Here is a 22,045-nt window from a genome sequence, read left to right as displayed (position 1 = left end):
TCAGCGGACGAAGCGCACCTCGGTGAGCTCCTCACCGAGGAAGGGCTGCACCTGCGAGGCGCCGTCGAGCGAGAAGCCGTTGCGGGTGTAGAACCGGTGCGCGCGCGGGTTGTCGTCGGCGACCCAGAGATACAGGCCCTCGCCCTCCTCGACGGCGGCGTCGAACAGCTGCTGTCCGATGCCCGTGCCGTGGAACGCGTCGAGCAGGTAGATGAAGTACAGCTCCCGCTCGCGCGGGGCGTCGTCGTCGCGCGCGGGGCCGGAGCCGACGAAGCCGACGATCTCGCCGTCGACGAGAGCGGCGTGCATGCGGTAGCCGTCGCCCTGGGCGGCCCAGTGCGTCCACAGCTCGGCCATGCGCCGGGGGGAGACGGCCTCGAGGGCCGCCTTGCTGATCAGGTGGTCGTAGGTCTCGTGCCAGCAGGTGGCGTGCACGCGGCCCAGGGCCTCGGCATCCACATCTCGTACCGGACGGACGACGATGTCGGTTCGGGTTTCCGCAGTCATGGCGCGACTCTACGCGCGGGTCACCTCCGGGTGAAATCGGATGCCGTCGCCCCCGTGATGCGGTATGCCAGGCCGCCCGACCCGTCGGCGACCGCACTCTTGTCGGAACGGGACAACGAGATGGAGGATCCCTCGTCGGATCGCTACGCTCGCCCCTCGTGAACGTCCTCTGGCGCACCCTGCTCGTGCTCTTCCGTGCCCGTCTCAGCCTGCGCCGGGAGGGCCCGGTCGACCCGAACACGGTCGGCCGGATGCGCATCCGAGTGCTGCCCACCGACATCGACCTGCTGCGTCACCTCAACAACGGCCGGTACCTGTCGCTGTTCGACCTCGGGCGCTGGGACCTGCTCACCCGCAGCGGCCTGATGGCCGCCATGACGAAGCAGGGCTGGTACGCCGTCGTCGCCGCCGAGACGATCACGTTCCGCCGGTCGCTCGAGCTGTGGCAGCGCTTCGAGCTCGAGACGCGCCTCATCGGTCACGACGACCGCGCCGTGTACCTCGAGCACCGCGCCTTGGTGGGCGGCGAGATCTACGCCCGGGCGATCATCCGCGCGCGCATCCTCCGACGCTCGGGCGGCACGGTGCCGCACGACGAGCTGTTCGCCGCCGTCGGTCGCCCCGAGGGGCTTCCCGACATCGAGCCCTGGGTCCACGACTGGGCCGACGGATCGGCTCTGCCGTCGACGCGGCGCCCCGCGCCGAGCGTCTGGAGCTGAGCCGCCCGCTCAGCGTCCGACGCGCGCGTCGAGCCAGGCGACCTGCTTCAGGAAGTGGCGGTAGCCGCCGCCCTCGTGACCGTTGTACGGGTAGACCTCGATCGCCGAGTCCTCGGATGCCACCGCGTGATACGCCGCGAACACGCCCGACGGCAGCACGATGTCGTCCATCAGCCCGACCGAGAAGTACGCCGGCGCCGTGATCCGCCGCGCGAGGATCGCCCCGTCGACGTACGACACGGTCCGCAGCGCGGTCTCGGCGTCGTCGCGGTGCACCGAGAGGTACCGCGTGATCTCGGTGAAGGGCGGCAGGGGCGTGCGCAGGATGGCGTTCGGGAAGTCGCAGAGGAACGGCACATCGGGGAGCACCGCGGCGACTGCGTCGCCGGCGAGGGCTGCGGCGGCGATCGAGAGCCCGCCGCCCTGGCTCACCCCGGTGACCGCGATCCGGTCGGGGTCGACGCCGGGGAGGCTCCGCACCACGTCTACCAGGCGCACGGCGTCGGTGATGAGGCGCCGGTAGTAGTAGTCGTGGGGATCCCGGATGCCGCGGGTCATGACGCCGGGGAACGCTGCGGCCGAGCCGTGCGCGTCGGGGGTGACGCCCACGCTCCAGCTCGCCCCCTGCCCGCGGGTGTCCATGATGACGTGGACGTATCCGGCGTTCGCCCAGGTGACGCGCTCGCCGGGGAGGCCGCGCCCTCCGCCGTACCCGATGTACTCGATCACGGCGGGGAGCATCTCGTCTCCCGGGGGCCGGACGATCCAGCCGCGGATCTCGTCGCCCGCGAAGCCGCTGAAGGTGAGGTCCTCGATACGCAACGATCGAAACGGGCCGTCCACCGGGGTGATCCGCGGCGCCGCCGCCGCCGCGCGGGCCTCGGTCAGCGTCGCGTCCCAGAACGTCTCGAGGTCATCCGGCGCGGTCAGCTCGGGGCGGTAGGCGTGCAAGGCCTCGAGAGGCATATCGGTGAGGGTCACGGCCATGGGGTCCTCCTGACGGTCCGGTCCGACAGTAGCGAAAGCCGGAGGGCCGGGTCGGAAGGGCGATGAGACCGCGCGAAGCGCCTCGCCGTGTGAAGCCTCACATCGTCGAATCGGTTGCGCTGGTCACGATCGGGAAACGTGCTTGACGTAGACAACGCGAACCGCGGAAGATTGCGCAGAGTTAGCGCTCACATCTGCGCGACGTTCACCGGCCCCCGCCGGACACCCATCGTCGAGGAGGACGAATATGGTGCTGCCCCGATCCCGGTCGATCGACCGGAATCCCCGCCGAGGCGGCCGCCGCGCCGGCTCGCTGCTCGCCGCGGCAGCGGTCGTGCTGAGCGGGATCGTTCCCGCCGCAGCCGCGTCAGCGGCGCCGCTGCCGACGCCCCTGGCGTCGTACGACTTCGGCGCGACCACGGGCACCACCGTGCCTGACGCGTCGGGTCACGGACACGACGCGGTCATCCGCGGCACCGGCTCCAGCATCGAGGGCGACGCCCTCTCGCTCCCCGGCGGGGCGAACGGCTCGTCCGCCGCCTACGTCGAGCTCCCCACGGGCCTGTTCGACGAGCACGACACGGTGACCGTGTCCGCGTGGCTGCAGGACCGCACCGGCGCCGGCAACCAGGCGGCGATGTTCTTCGGCACGACCGAGAACCTGCCCTCGCAGTACTGGTTGCTCAACCCCTCCAACCCCGCCGGTCAGGTGAAGTCGGTGCTCACCGACGGCCCCGTCGGCACCCAGCCGTGGACCCTCGAGCGGGGTATCGCACCGACGAACGCCGCGCGCGGCATCCCCGGACCGGCCGCGACCGGCGAGTGGGCGCTGTACACCACGGTGATCACGCCCACCTCGATCACCGCGTACCTCGACGGCACGAAGATCGGCACCGTCGCGACCTCACGCACCGTCAGCGACTTCGGCTCGGGCCTGGTGTCGTACATCGGCAAGTCCTCCTACCCCGACCGCATCTGGAAGGGCGGGGTGCGCGACGTCGCCATCTTCGACAGCGCCCTCACCGACGACGACGTGAAGGCCCTCGTCGAGGCGGGCACCCCGTCGAACCAGGAGGACGTGGATGCCGCGGCCGCGGCCCTCGCGATCCCCGGTGCCGACGACGTGCGCGGCAACGTGACGCTGCCCACGACCGGCCGCAACGGAACGGCCGTCGCATGGGAGTCCTCGGACACCGCGGTCGTGACCGCCACCGGCGAGGTCACCCGCCCGGCCACCGGCGCCGCCGCGAAGAGCGTGACGCTCACCGCGATCGTGACGAAGGGCTCGAGCACTGCTGAGCGCACCTTCACCGTGAGCGTGCAGCCCCTCCCGAAGGCGGAGGAGCTGGGCGCCTACTTCTTCCCGTTCTTCACCGGGGAGAGCAGCACCACCGACGAGGAGATCTCGTTCGCGACCACCCGCGGGGACGACCCGAAGAGCTGGCTGACGCTGAACGACGGCAAGCCGGTGCTCACCTCCGATCAGGGGGAGCAGGGCATCCGCGACCCGTTCGTGATGCGCTCGCCCGACGGCGACCGCTTCTACATGCTGTCGACCGACCTGAACATGTTCGACCTGTACAACGGCGACTTCGGACGCGCGCAGGAGGTCGGCAGCCGCAAGCTCAACGTCTGGCAGTCCGACGACCTCGTCTCCTGGAGCCCGCTGCGTCAGATCACGGTGTCGAGCGAGCTGGCCGGCAACACCTGGGCTCCGGAGGCCACCTGGGACGCCGACCGGGGGGAGTACGTCGTCTACTGGGCGTCGAACCTCTACCCCAGCGCCGCGACTTCCGGCCGCCGGGCCGCCGACAGCTACAACCGCATGATGATGGTCACCACGCGAGACTTCGTCACCTTCAGCGAGCCGCAGCCCTGGGTCGACGTCCAGCGCGGAGCCGGTAAGGGCACGATCGACGCCACCGTCGTCCGCGACGGCGACACCTACTACCGCTTCATCAAGGACGAGGCGAGCATGACGGTGCGCCAGGAGCGCTCCACCGACCTGACCGCGACCGTGACCGGTTCGCTGCCCACCACCACGTCGGCCCCCGGCTGGCAGCTCGTGAAGGAGCAGATCGGCGTCGGCCAGCCCAACCCCTGGGGCGGCACGTTCACCAACGGCGAGGGCCCGACCGTGTTCGAGGACAACGCCGAGGCCGGCCACTGGTTCATGCTCATCGACCAGCCCAGCTACCACGGCGGTCAGGGCTACATGATGTTCGAGACCCGCGACATCGCCTCGGGGAACTGGACGTCGGTGCCCGACGCGCAGCTGCCCGACCGCCCGCGTCACGGCACGGTCATGCCGATCACCGCGACCGAGCAGCAGCGCTTGCTCGCCGCCTACCCCACCGATGAGACGGCCGACTACGCCATCACCGCCGACACGGCGAAGCAAGGTGCCGAGATCGACGACGCGATGTACGGCGTCTTCTTCGAGGACATCAACAACGCGGCCGACGGCGGCCTCTACGCCGAACTCGTGCGCAACCGCTCCTTCGAGTTCCTGCCCGTCGACAACCGGGGCTTCACCGGCATGACGGCGTGGACGCCGGTCGGGCTCGGCGGCGGTTCGGGCTCGGCGAAGCCGGTGAACGACGACAAACGCATGAACGAGCGCAACCGCACCTACCTGCAGCTCGATCTCGCCAGCGGGGCCGCAGGCACCTACGGCGTCGAGAACGCCGGGTTCGACACGGGCATCGCGCTGAAGAAGGACGCGCAGTACAAGCTGTCGTTCTGGGCCCGCACGACGGCCGCGGCCGGCACCCCGGTCTCGCTCGTGCTGCGCGCGGCCGACGGCACGTCGGTCTCGAACCCCTTCACGGCCACCGTGGGTGGCGACGGCTGGGTCAAATACACGGGGTCGGTCACGGCATCCGCCACCACCGACGCCGCGCGCCTGCTCGTGCAGGCGGCGGGCGCGGGGACGCTCCGCCTCGACGAGGTCTCGGTGTTCCCGACGGACACGTTCATGGGCCGCGAGAACGGTCTGCGCAAGGACATCGCGCAGAAGATCGCCGACCTGCACCCGAAGTTCGTGCGCTTCCCCGGTGGCTGCATCGTCAACGTCAACAGCCACGAGGACTACTCGGCGGACTCGAACTACGAGCGCGCCCGGTCGTACCAGTGGAAGGACAGCGTCGGCCCGGTCGAGACCCGTGCCACCAACGCCAACTTCTGGGGCTACAACCAATCGCTGGGCCTGGGGTACTACGAGTACTTCCAGTTCGCGGAGGACATCGGCGCCAAGCCCGTGCCCGACGTGCCCGCCCTGCTGAACGGCTGCGGTCAGGCTCTCCAGCCCACCGACCCCGCTCAGCTGCAGCGGCACATCCAGGACACGCTCGACCTGATCGAGTTCGCCAAGGGCGACGTCACCACGACCTGGGGCAAGCTCCGCGCCGACATGGGGCACCCCGCCCCGTTCGAGCTCGATCGCATCGAGATCGGCAACGAGGAGAACTACCCCGAGGCGTTCATGGCGAACTTCGTGAAGTTCCGGGATGCCATCAAGGCGAAGTACCCCGACATGATCCTCATCAGCAACTCGGGTCCGGATGCCGAGGGCGCCAACTTCGAGAAGCACTGGGAGCAGAACAAGGCGGAGAAGGTCGACATGGTCGACGAGCACTACTACCGCGACCCGTCGTGGTTCCTCTCCCACAACCAGCGGTACGACTCCTACGACCGCAACGGACCGAAGGTGTGGATCGGCGAGTACGCCTCGCGCGACAACCGCTTCGCCAACGCCCTGTCCGAGGCGGCCTACATGACGGGCCTGGAGCGCAACGCCGACGTGGTCAAGATGGCCTCGTACGCGCCGCTGCTCGCAGATGTCAGCAACACCCAGTGGCGTCCGGACCTCATCTGGTTCGACCGCGACCAGGTGTGGGGCTCGGCCAACTACGAGGTGCAGAAGCTGTTCATGACCAACGTGGGTGACCGCGTGGTGCCGACCACGGCGACCGGGGATCTGGCATCCACCGCCCTCACCGGGGCCGTCGGACTGTCGACGTGGAGCACCTCGGCGCGTTACGACGACGTCAAGGTGACCGCGCCCGACGGGTCGACGCTGTTCGCGGACGACTTCTCGGACAAGAACGACGACGGCTGGACGAAGCTCGCGAACGCGGGCTCGTGGTCGGCGGCCGACGGCAGCTACGTGCAGTCGTCGACGACGGCGAACAACACGCTCGTCGCCGGTCCCGAGCTCGCGGCGACCGACTACGACGTGTCGCTGAAGGCCACCAAGCTGGCCGGGGCCGAGGGCTTCCTCGTCGGCTTCGGCGTGCAGGGCTCGGCGGACTACCTGTGGTGGAACCTCGGCGGCTTCGGCAACTCCCGCAGCGTCGTGGAGAAGGCCGTGGGAGGGGCGAAGTCGATCGTCGCCGACACCGGCACGCCGCGCATCGAGACGAACCGCACCTACGACCTGCGCATCCAGGTGCGCGGCTCGCAGGTGACGCTCTTCGTCGACGGGGCGCAGCAGGGGCAGTTCACCAACACCGCGGTGGAGCCCTTCGCGCAGGTGATGACGAAGGACGAGTCCTCGGGTGACGTGATCCTCAAGGTCGTCAACGCCCAGGCGAAGGCCGCTGAGACGAGCATCGACCTCGGCGGGCTGGCGGTGCAGCCCACCGCCGACGTGACGACTCTCGAGGCGGCGCCGGGCGCAGTGAACACCGCGACCGACACCCCGGTGGCGCCGAAGACCTCGACGCTGCAGGTCTCCGGGTCGTTCACGCACTCGTTCGCGCCCTACTCGGTCACGTTCGTCCGCATGCACACCGCCCCGGCCGACACCACGGCGCCCACGGTGACTGTCTCGACCACCCCGGCCGTGGCCGACGGAGCGGAGGGCTGGTACGTCTCGCAGCCCTCGGTGACGGCGACGGCGAAGGACGACGTCGACGCGTCCCCGCGTCTCGAGGTCAGCACCGACGGAGGCGAGACGTGGGCTTCTTACACCGGGCCCGTGACCCCGGCCGACGGCTCATGGAACCTCGCGTTCCGGGCCATCGACGCCGCGGGCAACGTCTCGCCGAAGTCGACGGTCGCCCTCAAGGTCGACCGCACCGTGCCGACCATCACCGCCGACGTGGATGCCACGGCCCGGACGGTCCGGCTCACGGGGAGCGACGCGGGGTCGGGCGTCTCCCGTCTGGAGTACCGCGTGGGCGAGGCGGCGACGTGGACCACCGTCGCCGGTGCCGAGTCGGTCGTCACGGTCGGTGAGGACGCCACCACGGTGTCGTACCGCGCCGTCGACGTGGCCGGCAACGTCAGCGGCACCGGGTCGACCTCGGTGGGCGCGGAGGCGGGCGAGCCGACTCTGTCGGTGGCCGGCGACCTCGTCGCGGGCGGCGTGATCACCGTCTCGGGCACCGGATGGCCCGCCGACGCCGACGGTGTGCTGGAACTGCACTCGACCCCGGTCGAGCTCGGCACCGTGCGCACCGACGCGACGGGCGCGTTCCGCGTGAACGTGACGCTGCCCGCGGACGTCAGCGGATCGCACCAGGTCGTCGCCCGCATCGGCGGGGTCGAGGCCGCGGTCGCGGTCGAGATCCGCGCGGCGGCGACACCCGGCGGCACCGGGGGCGTCGTCCCCACGCCGGGAGCCTCGGCGGCGCCGGGTGTCTCGACCGGTGGTGCCCCATCGCCGCTCGCGGTGACCGGTGGCGTCGTCTCCGGCGGTGCGCTCGTGCTGGGTCTGCTGGCGGTGCTGATCGGTGCGGCGATGAAGCGCCGTCGTCGGGCGGTGGGCGGTGACGCCTGACGCTTAGGACATGAACGAGGTGCCCCGGTCGCGGATGCGGCCGGGGCACTCTCGTCTCCGCTCGCTCCTCAGTCGTCGGACGACGCGAGCCGGCGTGCCCGCTCGACGCCGTCCGCGATCGCCTCCTCGGCCGCGGGGTCCCACGTGCCGTCGACGATGAGCGAGCGCACGTCGCGCACGCCGATCGTGCGCAGGAAGAACTCCACGAAGGCGACCTGGTGGTCGAAGATCGACCCCGGGGTCGGCCCGTCCTCCCCGTAGTACTGCCCGCGGACGAACACGACGTCCGCGCGCGCCACGTCCACGGCCGGCCCGAAGTGCACGCCGTCGTACGTGAAGAGCAGGTTGCGCTGGGCGGCGAGGTCGATGAGCTGCTTCAGCTTGTACGGGATCGACCAGTTCCACATCGGCACGCCCAGCACGATGCGGTCGGCCTCGCGGATCCGGCGCGCGAGCGCGTCGATCTTCTCCCAGGCGCGGGCCTCCGCGGCATCCAGGTCCTCGCCGTCGACCCACTTGTACTTCGCGGCGATGACGCTCTCGTCGAACTCCGGAAGATCCTCGCGCCAGACGTCGAGCGTGTCGACCTCGGTATCCGGATGCCGCTCGCGCAGCGCCTCGATGAGGGCGGACGCGATGGTGACCGAGGCGCCGTCGTGCCGAGGGGAGGAGATGATGTGGAGGATGCGCATGCCGCCAGTGTCGCGCGCGCGTTCCGGCTCGGCGGCCGCTTGACGCCGACCGGTGCCGCACGTACGCCGGACCGCGCGGACTCGTCGAACTCCTGAGAGGCAGGCGCTCGCCCGGGGGCGCCCGCGGCGGGGCGTGAGGAAGCGGCAGGTGCCGCCGAGAGATCTCAGGAGTCAGGCGACGGCCGGCGCCCCCCCCGGCCACCCCGCGCCCACGACGAAGCCCCGGCCGCCGACGGCGACCGGGGCTCCGGGGTACCCGGGGGGAGGGGATCAGCTGGTGAGGAGCGTCAGGCCGTAGGTCTGCAGGATCTCGTTGACGGGCTGGAAGTAGGTCGTACCGCCCGAGGTGCAGTCGCCGGAGCCGCCGGAGGTGACGCCCTGCGCCTGGTTGCCGGCGAGCAGCGAGCCGCCGGAGTCGCCCGGCTCGGCGCAGACGTTCGTGCGGATGAGGCCCGACACCGAACCCTGCGGGTAACGCACGGTGGAGTTGAAGCCTTGGATCTGGCCGCAGTGCCATCCGGTCGTCGAGCCCGAGCGGCAGACGGTCGCGCCGACAGCGGCCTGGGTGGAGCCCTTCACCGCGACCGCGCCACCGGCGTAGTCCATGACCTGGCCGACGGGGGTGTGGTTGGGGGTGGCGACCCAGGCGTAGTCGTTGCCGGGGAAGGACGAACCGCGGAAGGTGCCGTAGTTCGTGCTGTCGCCGGTGACGCCGCAGTGTCCGGCGGTGACGAAGCCGCCCTGCACGGCGAAGCCGACGGAGCAGCGGCTGGCGTTGTTGATGAAGTACGACATGCCGCCGCGGATCGTGGCGAACGTCTCCGGCGCCTCGACGCCGGTCTGCAGGCGCACGGCGTCGGCAGGGGCGTCGAGCGTGGCGACGAAGTCGGCCGCCGCCTGGTCGCCGCCGACGACGACGTCGACGACGAGGTCGTTCGCCTCGACGTCGATCCACCAGGAGGGGATGACGTCGGGCACCGGGCTCGCCTCGATCTGCGCCGCGATGGCCTCGAGGTCGGCGAGCGAGTGCTCGGCCGCGACGGGCACGGCGCCCGCGTCGGCCGCGGCTTCGCGAGCGGCATCGGTGGTCGCGGCGGCGTACACGGTGCGCGTCGACTCGTCGAGCCAGGTGCCCGCGAAGGCGTCGCCGGATGCGGCCTCGACCTCGTCGGCGGTGCCGGCGGCGTCGGCCTGGAAACGCAGGACGTCCTGGGCTCCCGCGACATCGGTGCCGAGGTCGGCGGCCATCGCCTCGAGCAGCTGCGCGTCGACTCCGTCGACGGCGGCACCCGTGGGGGCGGCCGGGGTCTGCGCCAGCGCGGGGGCGGTGGCGGCGGTGGTCAGGAACAGGCCGAGGGCGGCAGCGCCGACGACCGTCTTCGAGAATCGGTTCACGTTGGAGTGACCTTCCATCCAGGGGGATAAATGGTGGGTACCCGCGGACATATAAACACGACAGGGCCGGAAAGCGAAGGAATTCCTCCACATTGGTGGCCCCGGTACAAAAATGTCGGCCATTCGGGGGACACGCGACGGGGCGCGGGCGAGAGGGCCCCCACGACCCCGATCCGCGGGTTGCGCGGCGGGCCGTCCGGCCGTCGCCCGGCCGGTCTTTAGGCTGACGGACATGAGCACGAACGACCCCGGCACCACCGGTCCTGCGCTCTCCGCCGACCTCGCCTCGCGCGCCGCGGCCGCGTCCGCGGCGTTCGCTCCGCGCGCCGACGCCCTCGCCCCGGCACGCCGGGGCGAACTGCCGGTCGACCCCGATGCGGCGGCCTTCGTCGCCGCCGCGGTCGACGGCGTTCTGCGCCCCGAGAGCATGAGCGCCGCCGCCGCCGCGCTGCATCGTCTCGCCGGGGAGATCCCCGCGTCGCTGCCGTGGTTCGTGCGCGGGGCCCTGCACCTCGGCGGTGCCGTCGCTCCCGTGCTGCCGACGCCCGCCGTGCCTCTCGCGCGGCGCGCCCTGCGCGACCTGCTGGGCGCTCTGGTGTTCGACGCCCGCCCCGAGCACCTCGGCGCCGAGCTCGCCGCCTCTGCCTCAGACGGCGTCGTCCTCGACCTGCGCCTGGACGGCCCCGCCGTGCTCGGCGACACCGCCGCCCGCCGCCGGCTCGACGGCATCCGCTCCCTCGTCTCGCGCGACGACGTCGATCGCGTGTCGTTCGCCGTCGCCGACGTGGTGCCGGGGCTCTCCCGGTGGGACTTCGACGCCGACGTCGAGCACGCCGCGGAGCGGGTGCTCCCGGTGCTCCTCGCCGCGGCGACGGCGGGCACCCACGTGACGCTCGTGGCTCCCGGCCGCGACGAGCTCGATCTCACCGTGGCGGTGCTCACGCGCGTGCTCGAGGAACCCGGTCTGCTCGACCTGCACGCGGGCATCGCGCTCCCGGTCGCCGCGGCCGAGACGCTCGATGCGGTCCGCGAGCTGGCCGCGTGGGCCCGTGTGCGCGTGAGCGCCGGTGGCGGGCGTCTGACGGTGCGGCTGAGCGATGAGCTCGCCGATGTCCCGGATGCCGTCCGCGCGGCCCGCCACGGATGGCTCGCCCCGGTCGCCACAGCGCGCGACGAGGTCGACGCCCTGCTCGTGCGCGCGCTGCGCGAGGCGCTCAGCGACCGCGGCCGCGAAGGCTTCGTCGTCGAGGTCGCCACCGCCGATCCCGAGCGCGCCGCTCTCGCCCTCGCGCTGGCCGACGACGCCCGAGCCGAGGACGGCCCGACCGACGCGCTGCGCCTGGTCGTGCCGCGCGGCGCCGCCTGGCGTCCCGACCGCGCGCACGTGGTCGCGGCGGCAGCGGTGCATCCCGACGACCTCGACGCGGTCTCGGCCCGGCTCGCGTCGCGTTACGCCGCCGAACTCGCCGAGGCCGCCGCCCTCCCCGTCGCCGTCCCTGCCGACGAGGACTCCCAGCCCGGCGACGAGGCCCCCGAGACCCGTGCCGTGTCCGCCCGCGTGCGGCGGGCCGTCGACGCTGCCGCCGTCCCGTCCCCGGCGCCCCGGCCCGCGCAGCGCCGCGCAGAGGACGACCCGGCGATCCTGCGCGATCGCGCCGACGACGACACCGCGGAGCCCGGGCTCACCCAGGCGGTGCTGGGCATCGCGCGGGAGGCCGCGGCATCCGGGGACACCTCCGCCCTGGGGCCGGACGTGCAGCAGATGCTCTTCGGCGGACAGGCCTTCGTCGACACCGCGGTCTTCTCGGCGCGCGAGAGTGCCGAGCTCGCCGGCGGGGCGCCCGGGTTCCGCAACGTCGCCGACACCGATCCGACGGTCGCGGAGGATCGCGCCTGGGCGTTGGCCGCCCTGCGCGGCGTCGCCGCGTCCACCGCGGGCGACGCGACCGCCGCCGCGGGTCGTGTCGACGACGAGGCGGGACTGGACGCCGTCATCGAGCGCGTGCGGACCGCGGCCGAGCCGTGGGGCGCGCTCGCCGCCGCCGACCGAGCCGCCGTCCTGCAGTCGGCCGCGCGCACGCTCGCCCAGCGCCGCGCCGAGTTCATCGAGGTGCTCGCCTCCGAGGGCGGGGCGCTTCTGACCGAGGCCGACGCCGAGGTGAGCCAGGCGGTCGATGCCGCGGCCTACTACGCGGCGACGGCCAAGGAGCTCGACCGCGTACCGGGTGCGGTGTTCGTGCCCGATCGGGTCACCGTCGTCGCCCCGCGCTGGAACGCCCCCGTCGGTCTGTGCGCCGCCGAGACGCTCGCGGCGCTCGCCGCCGGGTCCGGTGTGGTCCTCACACCCTCCCCGCGCGCCCGACGTGCCGGCGCCGTCGTCGCGGAAGCGCTGTGGGCGGCGGGGGTGCCGCGCGATCTGCTCGCCTACGTCGATCTCAACGAAGACGCCTCGGGGCGCGCGCTCATCGTGCACCCCGGCGTGGATCGGGTGCTGCTGGCGGGCGCGCGCGCGACCGCGGAGCGCTTCGCCGCGTGGCGACCCGCGCTGCCCCTGCAGGCGTTCACCGCGGGGCGCAACGCCGTGATCGTGGCCCCCTCGGCCGATCTCGATGCGGCGGTCGCCGACATCGTCGCGAGCGCCTTCGCCCGGGCGGGGCAGGCCGCCACCGCGGTGTCGCTGGTGATCCTCGTCGGCGCCGTGGCGCGCTCGACGGCTTTCCACGATCAGCTCAGGGACGCCGTGTCGTCGCTGCGGGTCGGTCCCGCCGACGACCCGCTGTCCGACATCGGTCCGCTCGTCGAGGAGCCGGCCGGTGAGGTGCGCCGCGCGCTGACCGTGCTCGGCGAGGGCGAGCGCTGGCTCGTCGAACCGCGTGAGCTCGACCTCGGTGCCGAGACCGCGGGTCGGTTCTGGTCGCCCGGGGTGCGTACGGGTGTGACGGCGGGTTCCCACCTGACGCGCGCGGCGGTCGCGGCGCCCGTGCTCGGCATCCTGCACGCCCCCACCGTGACGCGGGCGATCGAACTGCAGAACGCGATCGGTTCCGGCTTCCTCGCGGGGCTTTATACGCGCGACGCCGCCGACCTCGAGCTGTGGCTCGACACGGCGGAGGCGGCGGTCCTGCGCGCGAACCGACCGTCTCCGGGCGGCGTGGTGCAGCGCGAGCCGCTCGGCGGCTGGGGCGAGGCGAGTGTCGGCGACGGGGCGATGGCGGGCGGTCCGAACCGCCTCGTGACGCTCGGGTCGTGGCGGCCGAGCGCCGGTGGGGCGTCGTCGTCGACCCTGCACCTGCGCGGACTCGACAGCCGCATCACGGCCCTCATCGAGGCCGCGCAGCCGACGCTCTCGTACGAGGCCTTCGACTGGCTGCGCCGCGGTGCGCTGTCGGACGCCGTCGCGTGGGACCGCGAGTTCGGTCGCGTGCGCGACGTGTCGCGGCTCGGAGTCGAACGCAACCTCCGCCGTTACCGTCCGGTCGACGTCGCGGTGCGGGCGACGGGTGACGCGTCCTGGCAGGCGGTGTTGCGCGTCCTGGTTGCGGCGGTGCGGTCGGGCTCGAGCTTCTCGCTCAGCACCCCGGTGGGCCTGCCCGCGGCGGTGCGGCACCTGCTGGGCGACGGCGGTGTGGCCGTGTCGGTCGAGACCGACGCCGAGTGGCTGCAGCGTCTCGCCGGTGGAGGGACGGATGCCGCTGACGCCGCCGCCCTCGCGGGCGTTCCGCTTCCGCCGCGGATCCGTCTGGTGGGCCCGGCCGAGACCGTCGCGGCGCTTCGCGCGGCGGTCGCCGAGGTCGCCGGCGCCGACCTGTCACGGACGGTGTACGCCGACGAGGTCACAACGGCTGGGCGGCTCGAGCTGCTGCCGTTCCTGCGGGAGCAGGCCGTGTCGATCGGCGCGTTCCGGTTCGGCCGTCTCGACGGCTGGAGCGGCGAGGTCATCTGACCCGGCCTCCGCGGCGGGGCGCCGGCCCGCGCGGACGCGGGGCCGGCGCCGAACCGGCGCCGCGTCTCAGCCGGCGAGCCCCAGCTCGTTGCCCGGGATCGACGACAGCAGGCGTCGCGTGTACGGGTCGCGGGGGTTGGTGAAGACCTCTTCGCTGGATGCCGCCTCGACCAGACGCCCGTCCTTCATCACGCACACGTAGTCGCTGATCAGGCGCACCACCGCGAGGTCGTGGGAGATGAAGAGGTAGCTCAGGCCGTACTCGCGCTGCAGGTCGCCGAGCAGATCGAGGATCTGCGCCTGCACGAGCACGTCGAGCGCCGACACCGGCTCGTCGCAGACGATCAGCTCGGGCGAGAGCGCCAGGGCCCGCGCGATCGCGACACGCTGGCGCTGCCCGCCCGACAGCTCCGAGGGGTAGCGGCGGAGCATGGATGCCGGCAGGGCCACGTCGTCCATCAGCTGGCGCACGCGCTTCGAGCGCTCGGCCTTGGACCCTCGTTTGTAGAAGGAGAGGGGCTCCTCGACGATGCGCTCGATCGTGAACATGGGGTTCAGGCTCGAGTAGGGGTCTTGGAAGATCGGCTGCACCTTCTGGCGGAACTGCCGCAGGGCATCGCCCTTGAGAGCGGCGACGTCCTGCCCGTCGAAGGTGATCGAGCCGCTGGTGGGCTCGACGATGTTGAGGAGCATGCGGGCGGTCGTGGTCTTGCCCGAGCCCGACTCGCCGACGATCGCGACGGTCTGACCGCGGGGGATCGACAGCGAGACGTCGTCGACCGCGCGGAAGTCCTCGGCCTTGCCCCGTGCGGGGTACACCTTGGTGAGATTGGTGATCTCGACGATGTTGTCGCGGGCGGGTTCCACCGGTCGGTCGCTGCGGAAGTCCTCGGGCCGCAGCCGCACGGCCGCCACCGACGGCGCCGCCGCCACGAGCGACTTCGTGTACGAGTGCTGCGGGTTCTCGAGGATCTGCCGCGCCGGGCCCTGCTCGACGACGCGCCCTCGGTGCATCACGACGACCTTCGACGCCCGCTCGGCGGCGAGGCCCAGGTCGTGGGTGATCAGCAGGACGGCCGCGCCGAGCTCGTCGGTCTGCTTGTCGATCTGGTCGAGGATCGTCTGCTGCACCGTGACGTCGAGGGCGCTCGTCGGCTCGTCGGCGATCAGCAGGCGGGGCCGACAGGCCAGACCGATCGCGATGAGCGCACGCTGGCGCATGCCGCCGGAGAACTCGTGCGGGTACTGCGTCGCCCGCTTCTCGGCATCCGGGAGCCCGGCCGCCTGCAGCGCCTCGACGACGCGGCCCTTGACGTTCGAGCGGTCGGCCAGGCCGTGCGCGAGCAGCGTCTCGGCGACCTGCGTGCCGATCTTGGCGACGGGGTTGAGGTTCGACATCGGGTCCTGGGGCACGAGGCCGATCTGGCGACCGCGCACCTGCCGCATGCGGGCCTCGCCGAACGTCGTGAGGTCTTCGCCGTCGAGGAGGATCTGCCCGCGGGCGACGCGCCCTCCCGAGGCGAGCAGCCCGATGATCGCCATGGCGGTCGTGGACTTGCCGGATCCGGACTCGCCGACGATCGCGATGGTCTCCCCGGCGTGGATGTCCAGATCCACGCCGTCGACGGCCCGCACGGGGCCGTCCATCGTCGCGAAGTCGACGGCCAGGTCGCGGACCGAGAGGAGGGGGATGGGGGATGCCGGAGCGGGAGGACCGGCGACATCGGAGGTCATCCCTCCATCCTGACCGGTCGGTGCGGTTCTGCCCAGCCTTTCGCGCCGATCGTCACGCGGCCGTAACGCGTCGGCGATCGCACGGCTCCCGCAGATCGGACCCGGGCCGCCGGAGACGGAGGTTCCGCAGAAGACGCGCAACGCTCGGGCCGGCCGGCCGCCGCTACCGTGGCAGCATGCGCGTGGACCTCAACGCCGACCTCGGCGAGACCGTCGACGGCGTGCCCACCGCCGACGACGAGGCGATGTTCGCCGTGATCTCCAGCGCGAACGTCGCCTGCGGCTCCCACGCGGGAGACGCGGCCTCGATGAGGGATGCCGTCGAGCGCGCCGCACGTTTCGGCGTCGCCGTCGGCGCGCACCCCTCCTACGACGATCGCGCCCACTTCGGACGCGTTCGCCGCGACCCCGCGCCCGCCGACCTGCGTGCGAGCGTCGCCGCGCAGCTCGCCGCGCTCGCCGCGGCGGGGGCCGACCTCCGATACGTCAAACCGCACGGGGCGCTCTACCACGCCGTGATCGACGATCCGCGGCAGGCCCACGCCGTCACCGCCGCCGTCGCCGACCTGTCGGAGCGACTCGGACGCGCGCTGCCCGTGCTCGGCATGCCCGGCGCGATCGCCGAGGCCGCGGCATCCGCGGGTCTGCCCTTCGTGCAGGAGGCGTTCCTCGATCGCGGCTACACCGCCCGGGGCTTCCTCGTGCCGCGCGGCGAGCCGGGCGCCCTCGTCGAGGACCCCGCCGTCGTCGCCGACCGCGCCCTGCGCCTCGTGCGTGCGGGCGAGGTCGAGGCAGTCGACGGGACGCGCATCGCGGTGGATGCCGCGTCCCTGTGCCTGCACGGAGACACCCCGTCGGCGGTCGCGATGGCCCGCGCCGTGCGTGCAGCGCTCGACACCGCCGGGATCATGGTGCGCGCGCCGTGGTGACCCTGCTGCCGATGGGGGAGCGGGCCGTGCTCGCCGAGGTCGCGGACCTCGCCGCCGTCCTGGCTCTTCACGCGGCCCTCGACGCCGACGTCCTCGACGGCGTCGACGATCTCGTCCCCGCCGCGCGCACCGTGCTCGTCGTCTTCGACCCCGCGCGGGTGTCGTCCGAGAGCATCGGGTCCTGGGTCCTCCGTGCGGCAGGGCGAGCCCCGGATGCCATCGCCCCCGGTCCCCTCGTCGAGGTGCCGGTGCGCTACGACGGCGCGGACCTCGACTCCACCGCCGAGCTCCTCGGCATCCCCGTTCCCGATCTGGTGTCCCGCCACGCGGGGGTGGAGTGGACGGTGGCGTTCACCGGGTTCGCCCCGGGCTTCGCCTACCTGGTGAGCGCGGACTGGCCGTTCGACGTGCCGCGCCTGGCCGAGCCGCGCACGCGCGTGCCGGCAGGAGCGGTGGGGCTCGCGGGCGGGTTCAGCGGCGCCTACCCCCGCGAGACCCCCGGCGGGTGGCGGCTCATCGGGACCACCGACGCCGTGCTGTTCAACCCGGATGCCGCCGACCCCGTGCTCCTGCCCCCGCGGGCTCGCGTGCGGTTCGTGCCCGAGCGCGTCCGCCTCACCGCCGCCTCCGCGTCGACGGAGGCGGCCGAGCCCGTCGGGGCGTCCCCCGTCGCGGCGTCGTCCGCCGCGTCCCGTCCCGTCCTGCGGATCGACTCACCCGGCGGCGCCACCACCGTGCAGGACCTCGGCCGACCCGGCCGCGCGGCGCTCGGGGTCGCCCGCTCCGGCGCGCTCGACCGCGCGGCGCTGCGTATCGCCAACCGGCTGGTCGGCAACGCGGAGGGCGCCGCGGCCCTCGAGATCACGATGGGCGGTTTCGCCGCCCGTGCTGAGACCGACACGTGGGCCTGCGCGACCGGCGCTCTCGCCGACGTCACCGTCGACGGACGGGCGGTGGACGCCTACGCCCCCGTCCTCGTGCCCGCGGGCGCCGAGCTGCGCATCGGTGCCCCGCGTGCCGGGCTCCGCGCGTACCTCGCTGTGCGGGGCGGCATCCTCGCGCCCATGGCGCTGGGCTCGCGGGCGCGGGACGTACTGGCCGGTCTCGGCCCCGCACCGCTGACCGCCGGGGAGGAGCTGTCCGTCGGGGAGCCGGCATCCGCCGTCCCGACCGTCGACTCGTTCCCCTGGACGGTCCCGCCGCCCTCGATCGACGTGCTCATCGCCCCGGGACCCCGCGCCGACTGGTTCGCGCCCGGTGCGCTCGACACGCTGGCGGATACGGCGTGGAGCGTGTCGCCGCACGCCGACCGCGTCGGCATCCGCCTCGACGGCCCCGCCCTCGACCGGAGGCGCCACGACGAACTGCCCAGCGAGGGCATGCGGCCCGGCGCGATCCAGGTGCCGCCGCACGGGCGCCCGGTCGTCCTGCTGGCCGACGGCCCCGTGACCGGCGGGTACCCCGTGATCGCCGTGGTGTCGGATGCCGCGCTGGACGCGCTCGCGCAGGTGCGGCCGGGTGATCACGTGCGCTTCCGGCGCGTCTGACGAGGCCCGCAGAGGGGAATGAGCGACGGGCGCACGCGGTTATACCGCAGGTCCGCAAACGCGTCAAGAATTGGACTGGACACGGCGAGTCCTCCCGCGTATGCTTGGACTTTGCGCTCCTCGATTCCCCCTGCCCTCATATGGTGGTCGGCTGAGCCTGCCCGTCCCCGCTTCACCGCGGTGTGCGGCGAGCAGGTTTTCGGGGCAGGAACGCACTCCACCTGACGACAAGGAATCACGAGCCCCTCGCCCGGGCTTCTGGAGGTTATTCCCTTGGCTGCTGCGAGCAACGCATCCACCACCACCACCCCCAAGAGCGGACGCGGAGCATCCCGCCTCTCGTTCGCGAAGATCTCCGACAAGCTGACCGTTCCGGATCTGCTCGCCCTGCAGACCGAGTCGTTCGACTGGCTCGTCGGTAACGAAGCCTGGAAGGCGCGCGTCGCCGAGGCCCAGGCCGCCGGTCGCACCGACGTTCCCGAGATCAGCGGTCTGGAAGAGATCTTCGAGGAGATCTCCCCGATCGAAGACCTGAGCGAGACCATGCAGCTCTCGTTCACCAACCCGTACCTCGAGCCCGAGAAGTACTCGATCGAAGAGTGCAAGGAGCGCGGCAAGACCTACGCCGCCCCGCTGTACGTCGAGGCCGAGTTCATGAACCACCAGACCGGTGAGATCAAGACGCAGACGGTCTTCATGGGCGACTTCCCGCTCCAGACCGACAAGGGCACGTTCATCATCAACGGCACCGAGCGCGTCGTCGTGTCGCAGCTCGTGCGTTCGCCCGGTGTCTACTTCGACAAGACGCCCGACAAGACCTCCGACAAGGACATCGTGTCGGCGCGCGTCATCCCCTCGCGCGGTGCCTGGCTCGAGTTCGAGATCGACAAGCGCGACCAGGTCGGCGTCCGCATCGACCGCAAGCGCAAGCAGTCGGTGACCGTCTTCCTCAAGGCCCTCGGTCTGACCAGCGAAGACATCCTCGCCGAGTTCTCCGGCTTCGACTCCATCGAAGAGACGCTGTCCAAGGACACGATCCTCACGAAGGAAGACGCCCTCCGCGACATCTACCGCAAGCTCCGTCCGGGCGAGCAGGTCGCCGCCGAGGCCGCCCGCGCGCTGCTGGACAACTTCTACTTCAACGCCAAGCGCTACGACCTGGCCAAGGTGGGTCGCTACAAGATCAACCAGAAGCTCGGCCTCGACAAGCCGCTGAGCGACTCGGTGCTCACCGTCGACGACATCGTCGCGACGATCAAGTACCTCGTCCGCCTGCACCGCGGCGACGTCTCGTTCGACGGCGTCCGCGGCGGCCAGGCCGCCGAGATCCGTCTCGACACCGACGACATCGACAACTTCGGCAACCGCCGCATCCGCGCCGTCGGCGAGCTCATCCAGAACCAGGTCCGCACGGGTCTGTCCCGCATGGAGCGCGTCGTCCGCGAGCGCATGACCACGCAGGACATCGAGGCCATCACGCCGCAGACCCTGATCAACGTGCGCCCCGTCGTCGCCGCGATCAAGGAGTTCTTCGGAACCTCGCAGCTGTCGCAGTTCATGGACCAGAACAACCCGCTCGCGGGTCTGACCCACAAGCGCCGCCTGTCGGCCCTGGGCCCCGGTGGTCTGTCGCGTGAGCGCGCCGGCGTCGAGGTCCGCGACGTCCACCCGTCGCACTACGGCCGCATGTGCCCCATCGAGACGCCGGAAGGCCCGAACATCGGTCTGATCGGCTCGCTCGCCTCGTTCGCGCGCATCAACGCCTTCGGTTTCATCGAGACGCCGTACCGCCGCGTCGTCGACGGTCGCGTGACCGACACGATCGACTACCTCACCGCCAGCGAAGAGAGCGACCACATCGTCGCGCAGGCCGGTGTCGCCCTCAAGGCCGACGGCCACTTCGTCGAGGACCGCATCCTGGCCCGCCGCGGCCAGGGCGGCGAGGTCGACCTGTTCCCCGTCGACGAGATCGGCTACATGGACGTCTCGCCGCGCCAGATGGTGTCGGTGGCGACCTCGCTCATCCCGTTCCTCGAGCACGACGACGCCAACCGCGCCCTCATGGGTGCGAACATGCAGCGTCAGGCCGTGCCGCTCGTGCGCAGCGAGTCGCCCGTCGTGGGTACCGGTATGGAGGGCTTCGCGGCCATCGACGCCGGTGACGTCGTCACCGCCGAGAAGTCGGGCGTCGTGCTCGAGGTCTCGGCCGACGTCGTGACGGTCCAGCTCGACGAGGGCGGCACGCAGGACTACTTCCTGCGCAAGTTCGACCGCTCCAACCAGGGCACCTCGTACAACCAGCGCGTCGTCGTCTCCGCCGGCGAGCGCATCGAGGCCGGCGAGGTCATCGCCGACGGCCCCGCCACCGAGAACGGCGAGCTCGCCCTCGGCAAGAACCTCCTCGTCGCCTTCATGACGTGGGAGGGTCACAACTTCGAGGACGCCATCATCCTCAGCCAGGACCTCGTGAAGGACGACACGCTGTCGTCGATCCACATCGAGGAGTACGAGGTCGACGCGCGCGACACCAAGCTCGGCAAGGAGGAGATCACCCGTGACCTCCCCAACGTCAGCCCCGACCTGCTGAAGGACCTCGACGACCGCGGCATCATCCGCATCGGTGCCGAGGTCCGCCCCGGCGACATCCTCGTCGGCAAGGTCACGCCCAAGGGTGAGACCGAGCTGTCGGCCGAAGAGCGTCTGCTCCGCGCGATCTTCAACGAGAAGAGCCGCGAAGTCCGTGACACCTCGCTGAAGGTGCCCCACGGCGAGCAGGGCACGATCATCGCCGTCAAGGAGTTCAACGCCGAAGACGGAGACGACGAGCTCGGCTCGGGCGTCAACCGCCGCGTCGTGGTCTACATCGCCCAGAAGCGCAAGATCACCGAGGGCGACAAGCTCGCCGGCCGCCACGGCAACAAGGGTGTCATCGCCAAGATCCTCCCGATCGAGGACATGCCCTTCCTCGCCGACGGCACGCCGGTCGACATCATCCTCAACCCGCTCGGCATCCCCGGTCGAATGAACTTCGGTCAGGTCCTGGAGCTCCACCTCGGCTGGATCGCCCAGCAGGGCTGGAAGGTCGAGGGCACTCCGGAGTGGGCCGCGCAGCTGCCCGAGTCGGCCCGTGAGGCCGCCCCCGGCACGAAGGTCGCCACCCCGGTGTTCGACGGTGCGTTCGAGGACGAGATCGCGGGTCTGCTCGACTCGACGATCCCGAACCGCGACGGCGACCGCCTGGTCGACCGCTCGGGCAAGACGCGTCTGTTCGACGGCCGTTCGGGTGAGCCCTTCCCGGCGCCCATCTCGGTCGGCTACATGTACATCCTGAAGCTGCACCACCTGGTCGACGACAAGATCCACGCGCGTTCGACGGGCCCCTACTCGATGATCACCCAGCAGCCGCTCGGCGGTAAGGCCCAGTTCGGTGGCCAGCGCTTCGGTGAGATGGAGGTGTGGGCGCTCGAGGCCTACGGTGCCGCGTACGCGCTGCAGGAGCTGCTCACGATCAAGTCCGACGACATCCTCGGTCGCGTCAAGGTGTACGAGGCCATCGTCAAGGGCGAGAACATCCAGGAGCCCGGCATCCCCGAGTCGTTCAAGGTGCTCATGAAGGAGATGCAGTCGCTCTGCCTGAACGTCGAGGTCCTCTCGGCCGACGGCACCGCGGTCAATCTCCGCGACACGGATGACGACGCCTTCCGCGCGGCGGAGGAGCTCGGCATCAACATCTCCAGCCGCTTCGAGTCCTCGTCGATCGACGAGATCTGAGCTTCCAGCTCAGCGACCCAGCTCAGATTTCAGAGA

The 22,045-nt window shown here is 71.7% G+C and carries 11 protein-coding genes; 6 read left to right on the top strand and 5 right to left on the bottom strand.

The window, feature by feature from the left end; genetic code table 11:
* Positions 1-507 (bottom strand): GNAT family N-acetyltransferase, encoded by a 507-nt coding sequence (locus Q9R20_RS03885; protein ID WP_311248077.1) that lies wholly within the window; start codon positions 505-507, stop codon positions 1-3.
* Positions 508-665: 158 nt separating this feature from the next.
* On the opposite strand from Q9R20_RS03885, the gene Q9R20_RS03880 reads away from it, so the two are divergent.
* Complete coding sequence (locus Q9R20_RS03880) at positions 666-1,226, top strand: acyl-CoA thioesterase (protein WP_311248076.1); 561 nt, start codon at positions 666-668, stop codon at positions 1,224-1,226.
* Between the two features lie 9 nt (positions 1,227-1,235).
* Here the strand turns inward: Q9R20_RS03880 and Q9R20_RS03875 are convergent, their stop codons facing one another.
* Positions 1,236-2,213, bottom strand: a complete 978-nt coding sequence (locus Q9R20_RS03875; RefSeq protein WP_311248075.1) for an acetylxylan esterase — start codon at positions 2,211-2,213, stop codon at positions 1,236-1,238.
* Between the two features lie 247 nt (positions 2,214-2,460).
* Between Q9R20_RS03875 and Q9R20_RS03870 the strand changes: the two genes are divergently transcribed.
* Positions 2,461-7,998, top strand: coding sequence for an alpha-L-arabinofuranosidase C-terminal domain-containing protein (locus tag Q9R20_RS03870; protein WP_311248074.1), 5,538 nt, complete (start codon positions 2,461-2,463; stop codon positions 7,996-7,998).
* A 68-nt stretch (positions 7,999-8,066) separates the two neighbouring features.
* Here the strand turns inward: Q9R20_RS03870 and Q9R20_RS03865 are convergent, their stop codons facing one another.
* The gene (locus Q9R20_RS03865; protein ID WP_311248073.1) at positions 8,067-8,690 is read right to left on the bottom strand and encodes an NAD(P)H-dependent oxidoreductase; all 624 of its coding nucleotides are present in this window, start codon (positions 8,688-8,690) and stop codon (positions 8,067-8,069) included.
* Positions 8,691-8,960: 270 nt separating this feature from the next.
* The gene (locus tag Q9R20_RS03860) at positions 8,961-10,085 is read right to left on the bottom strand and encodes a S1 family peptidase (protein ID WP_311248072.1); all 1,125 of its coding nucleotides are present in this window, start codon (positions 10,083-10,085) and stop codon (positions 8,961-8,963) included.
* A gap of 232 nt (positions 10,086-10,317) precedes the next feature.
* Between Q9R20_RS03860 and Q9R20_RS03855 the strand changes: the two genes are divergently transcribed.
* Positions 10,318-14,028: an aldehyde dehydrogenase family protein gene (locus Q9R20_RS03855; protein ID WP_311248071.1), complete on the top strand. Its 3,711-nt coding sequence runs from the start codon at positions 10,318-10,320 to the stop codon at positions 14,026-14,028.
* 66 nt (positions 14,029-14,094) lie between these two features.
* Here Q9R20_RS03855 and Q9R20_RS03850 read toward each other — a convergent pair whose 3' ends face one another.
* Complete coding sequence (locus Q9R20_RS03850) at positions 14,095-15,762, bottom strand: ABC transporter ATP-binding protein (RefSeq protein WP_311248070.1); 1,668 nt, start codon at positions 15,760-15,762, stop codon at positions 14,095-14,097.
* A 176-nt stretch (positions 15,763-15,938) separates the two neighbouring features.
* On the opposite strand from Q9R20_RS03850, the gene Q9R20_RS03845 reads away from it, so the two are divergent.
* The 3 genes from Q9R20_RS03845 to rpoB all read left to right on the top strand — a co-directional run bounded on the left by Q9R20_RS03845 (position 15,939) and on the right by rpoB (position 22,009).
* Positions 15,939-16,691 (top strand): 5-oxoprolinase subunit PxpA, encoded by a 753-nt coding sequence (locus Q9R20_RS03845; protein ID WP_311248069.1) that lies wholly within the window; start codon positions 15,939-15,941, stop codon positions 16,689-16,691.
* Positions 16,685-18,238, top strand: a complete 1,554-nt coding sequence (locus tag Q9R20_RS03840; protein WP_311248068.1) for an urea amidolyase family protein — start codon at positions 16,685-16,687, stop codon at positions 18,236-18,238. The genes Q9R20_RS03845 and Q9R20_RS03840 overlap by 7 nt, the downstream gene beginning before the upstream one ends.
* A gap of 273 nt (positions 18,239-18,511) precedes the next feature.
* Positions 18,512-22,009, top strand: coding sequence for a DNA-directed RNA polymerase subunit beta (gene rpoB, locus Q9R20_RS03835; RefSeq protein WP_311248067.1), 3,498 nt, complete (start codon positions 18,512-18,514; stop codon positions 22,007-22,009).
* Positions 22,010-22,045: the final 36 nt, after the last annotated feature.

It is taken from the genome of Microbacterium sp. PRF11 (assembly GCF_031844085.1).
Lineage (GTDB): Bacteria > Actinomycetota > Actinomycetes > Actinomycetales > Microbacteriaceae > Microbacterium.
This window is presented reverse-complemented; position numbering and strand designations above follow the sequence as displayed.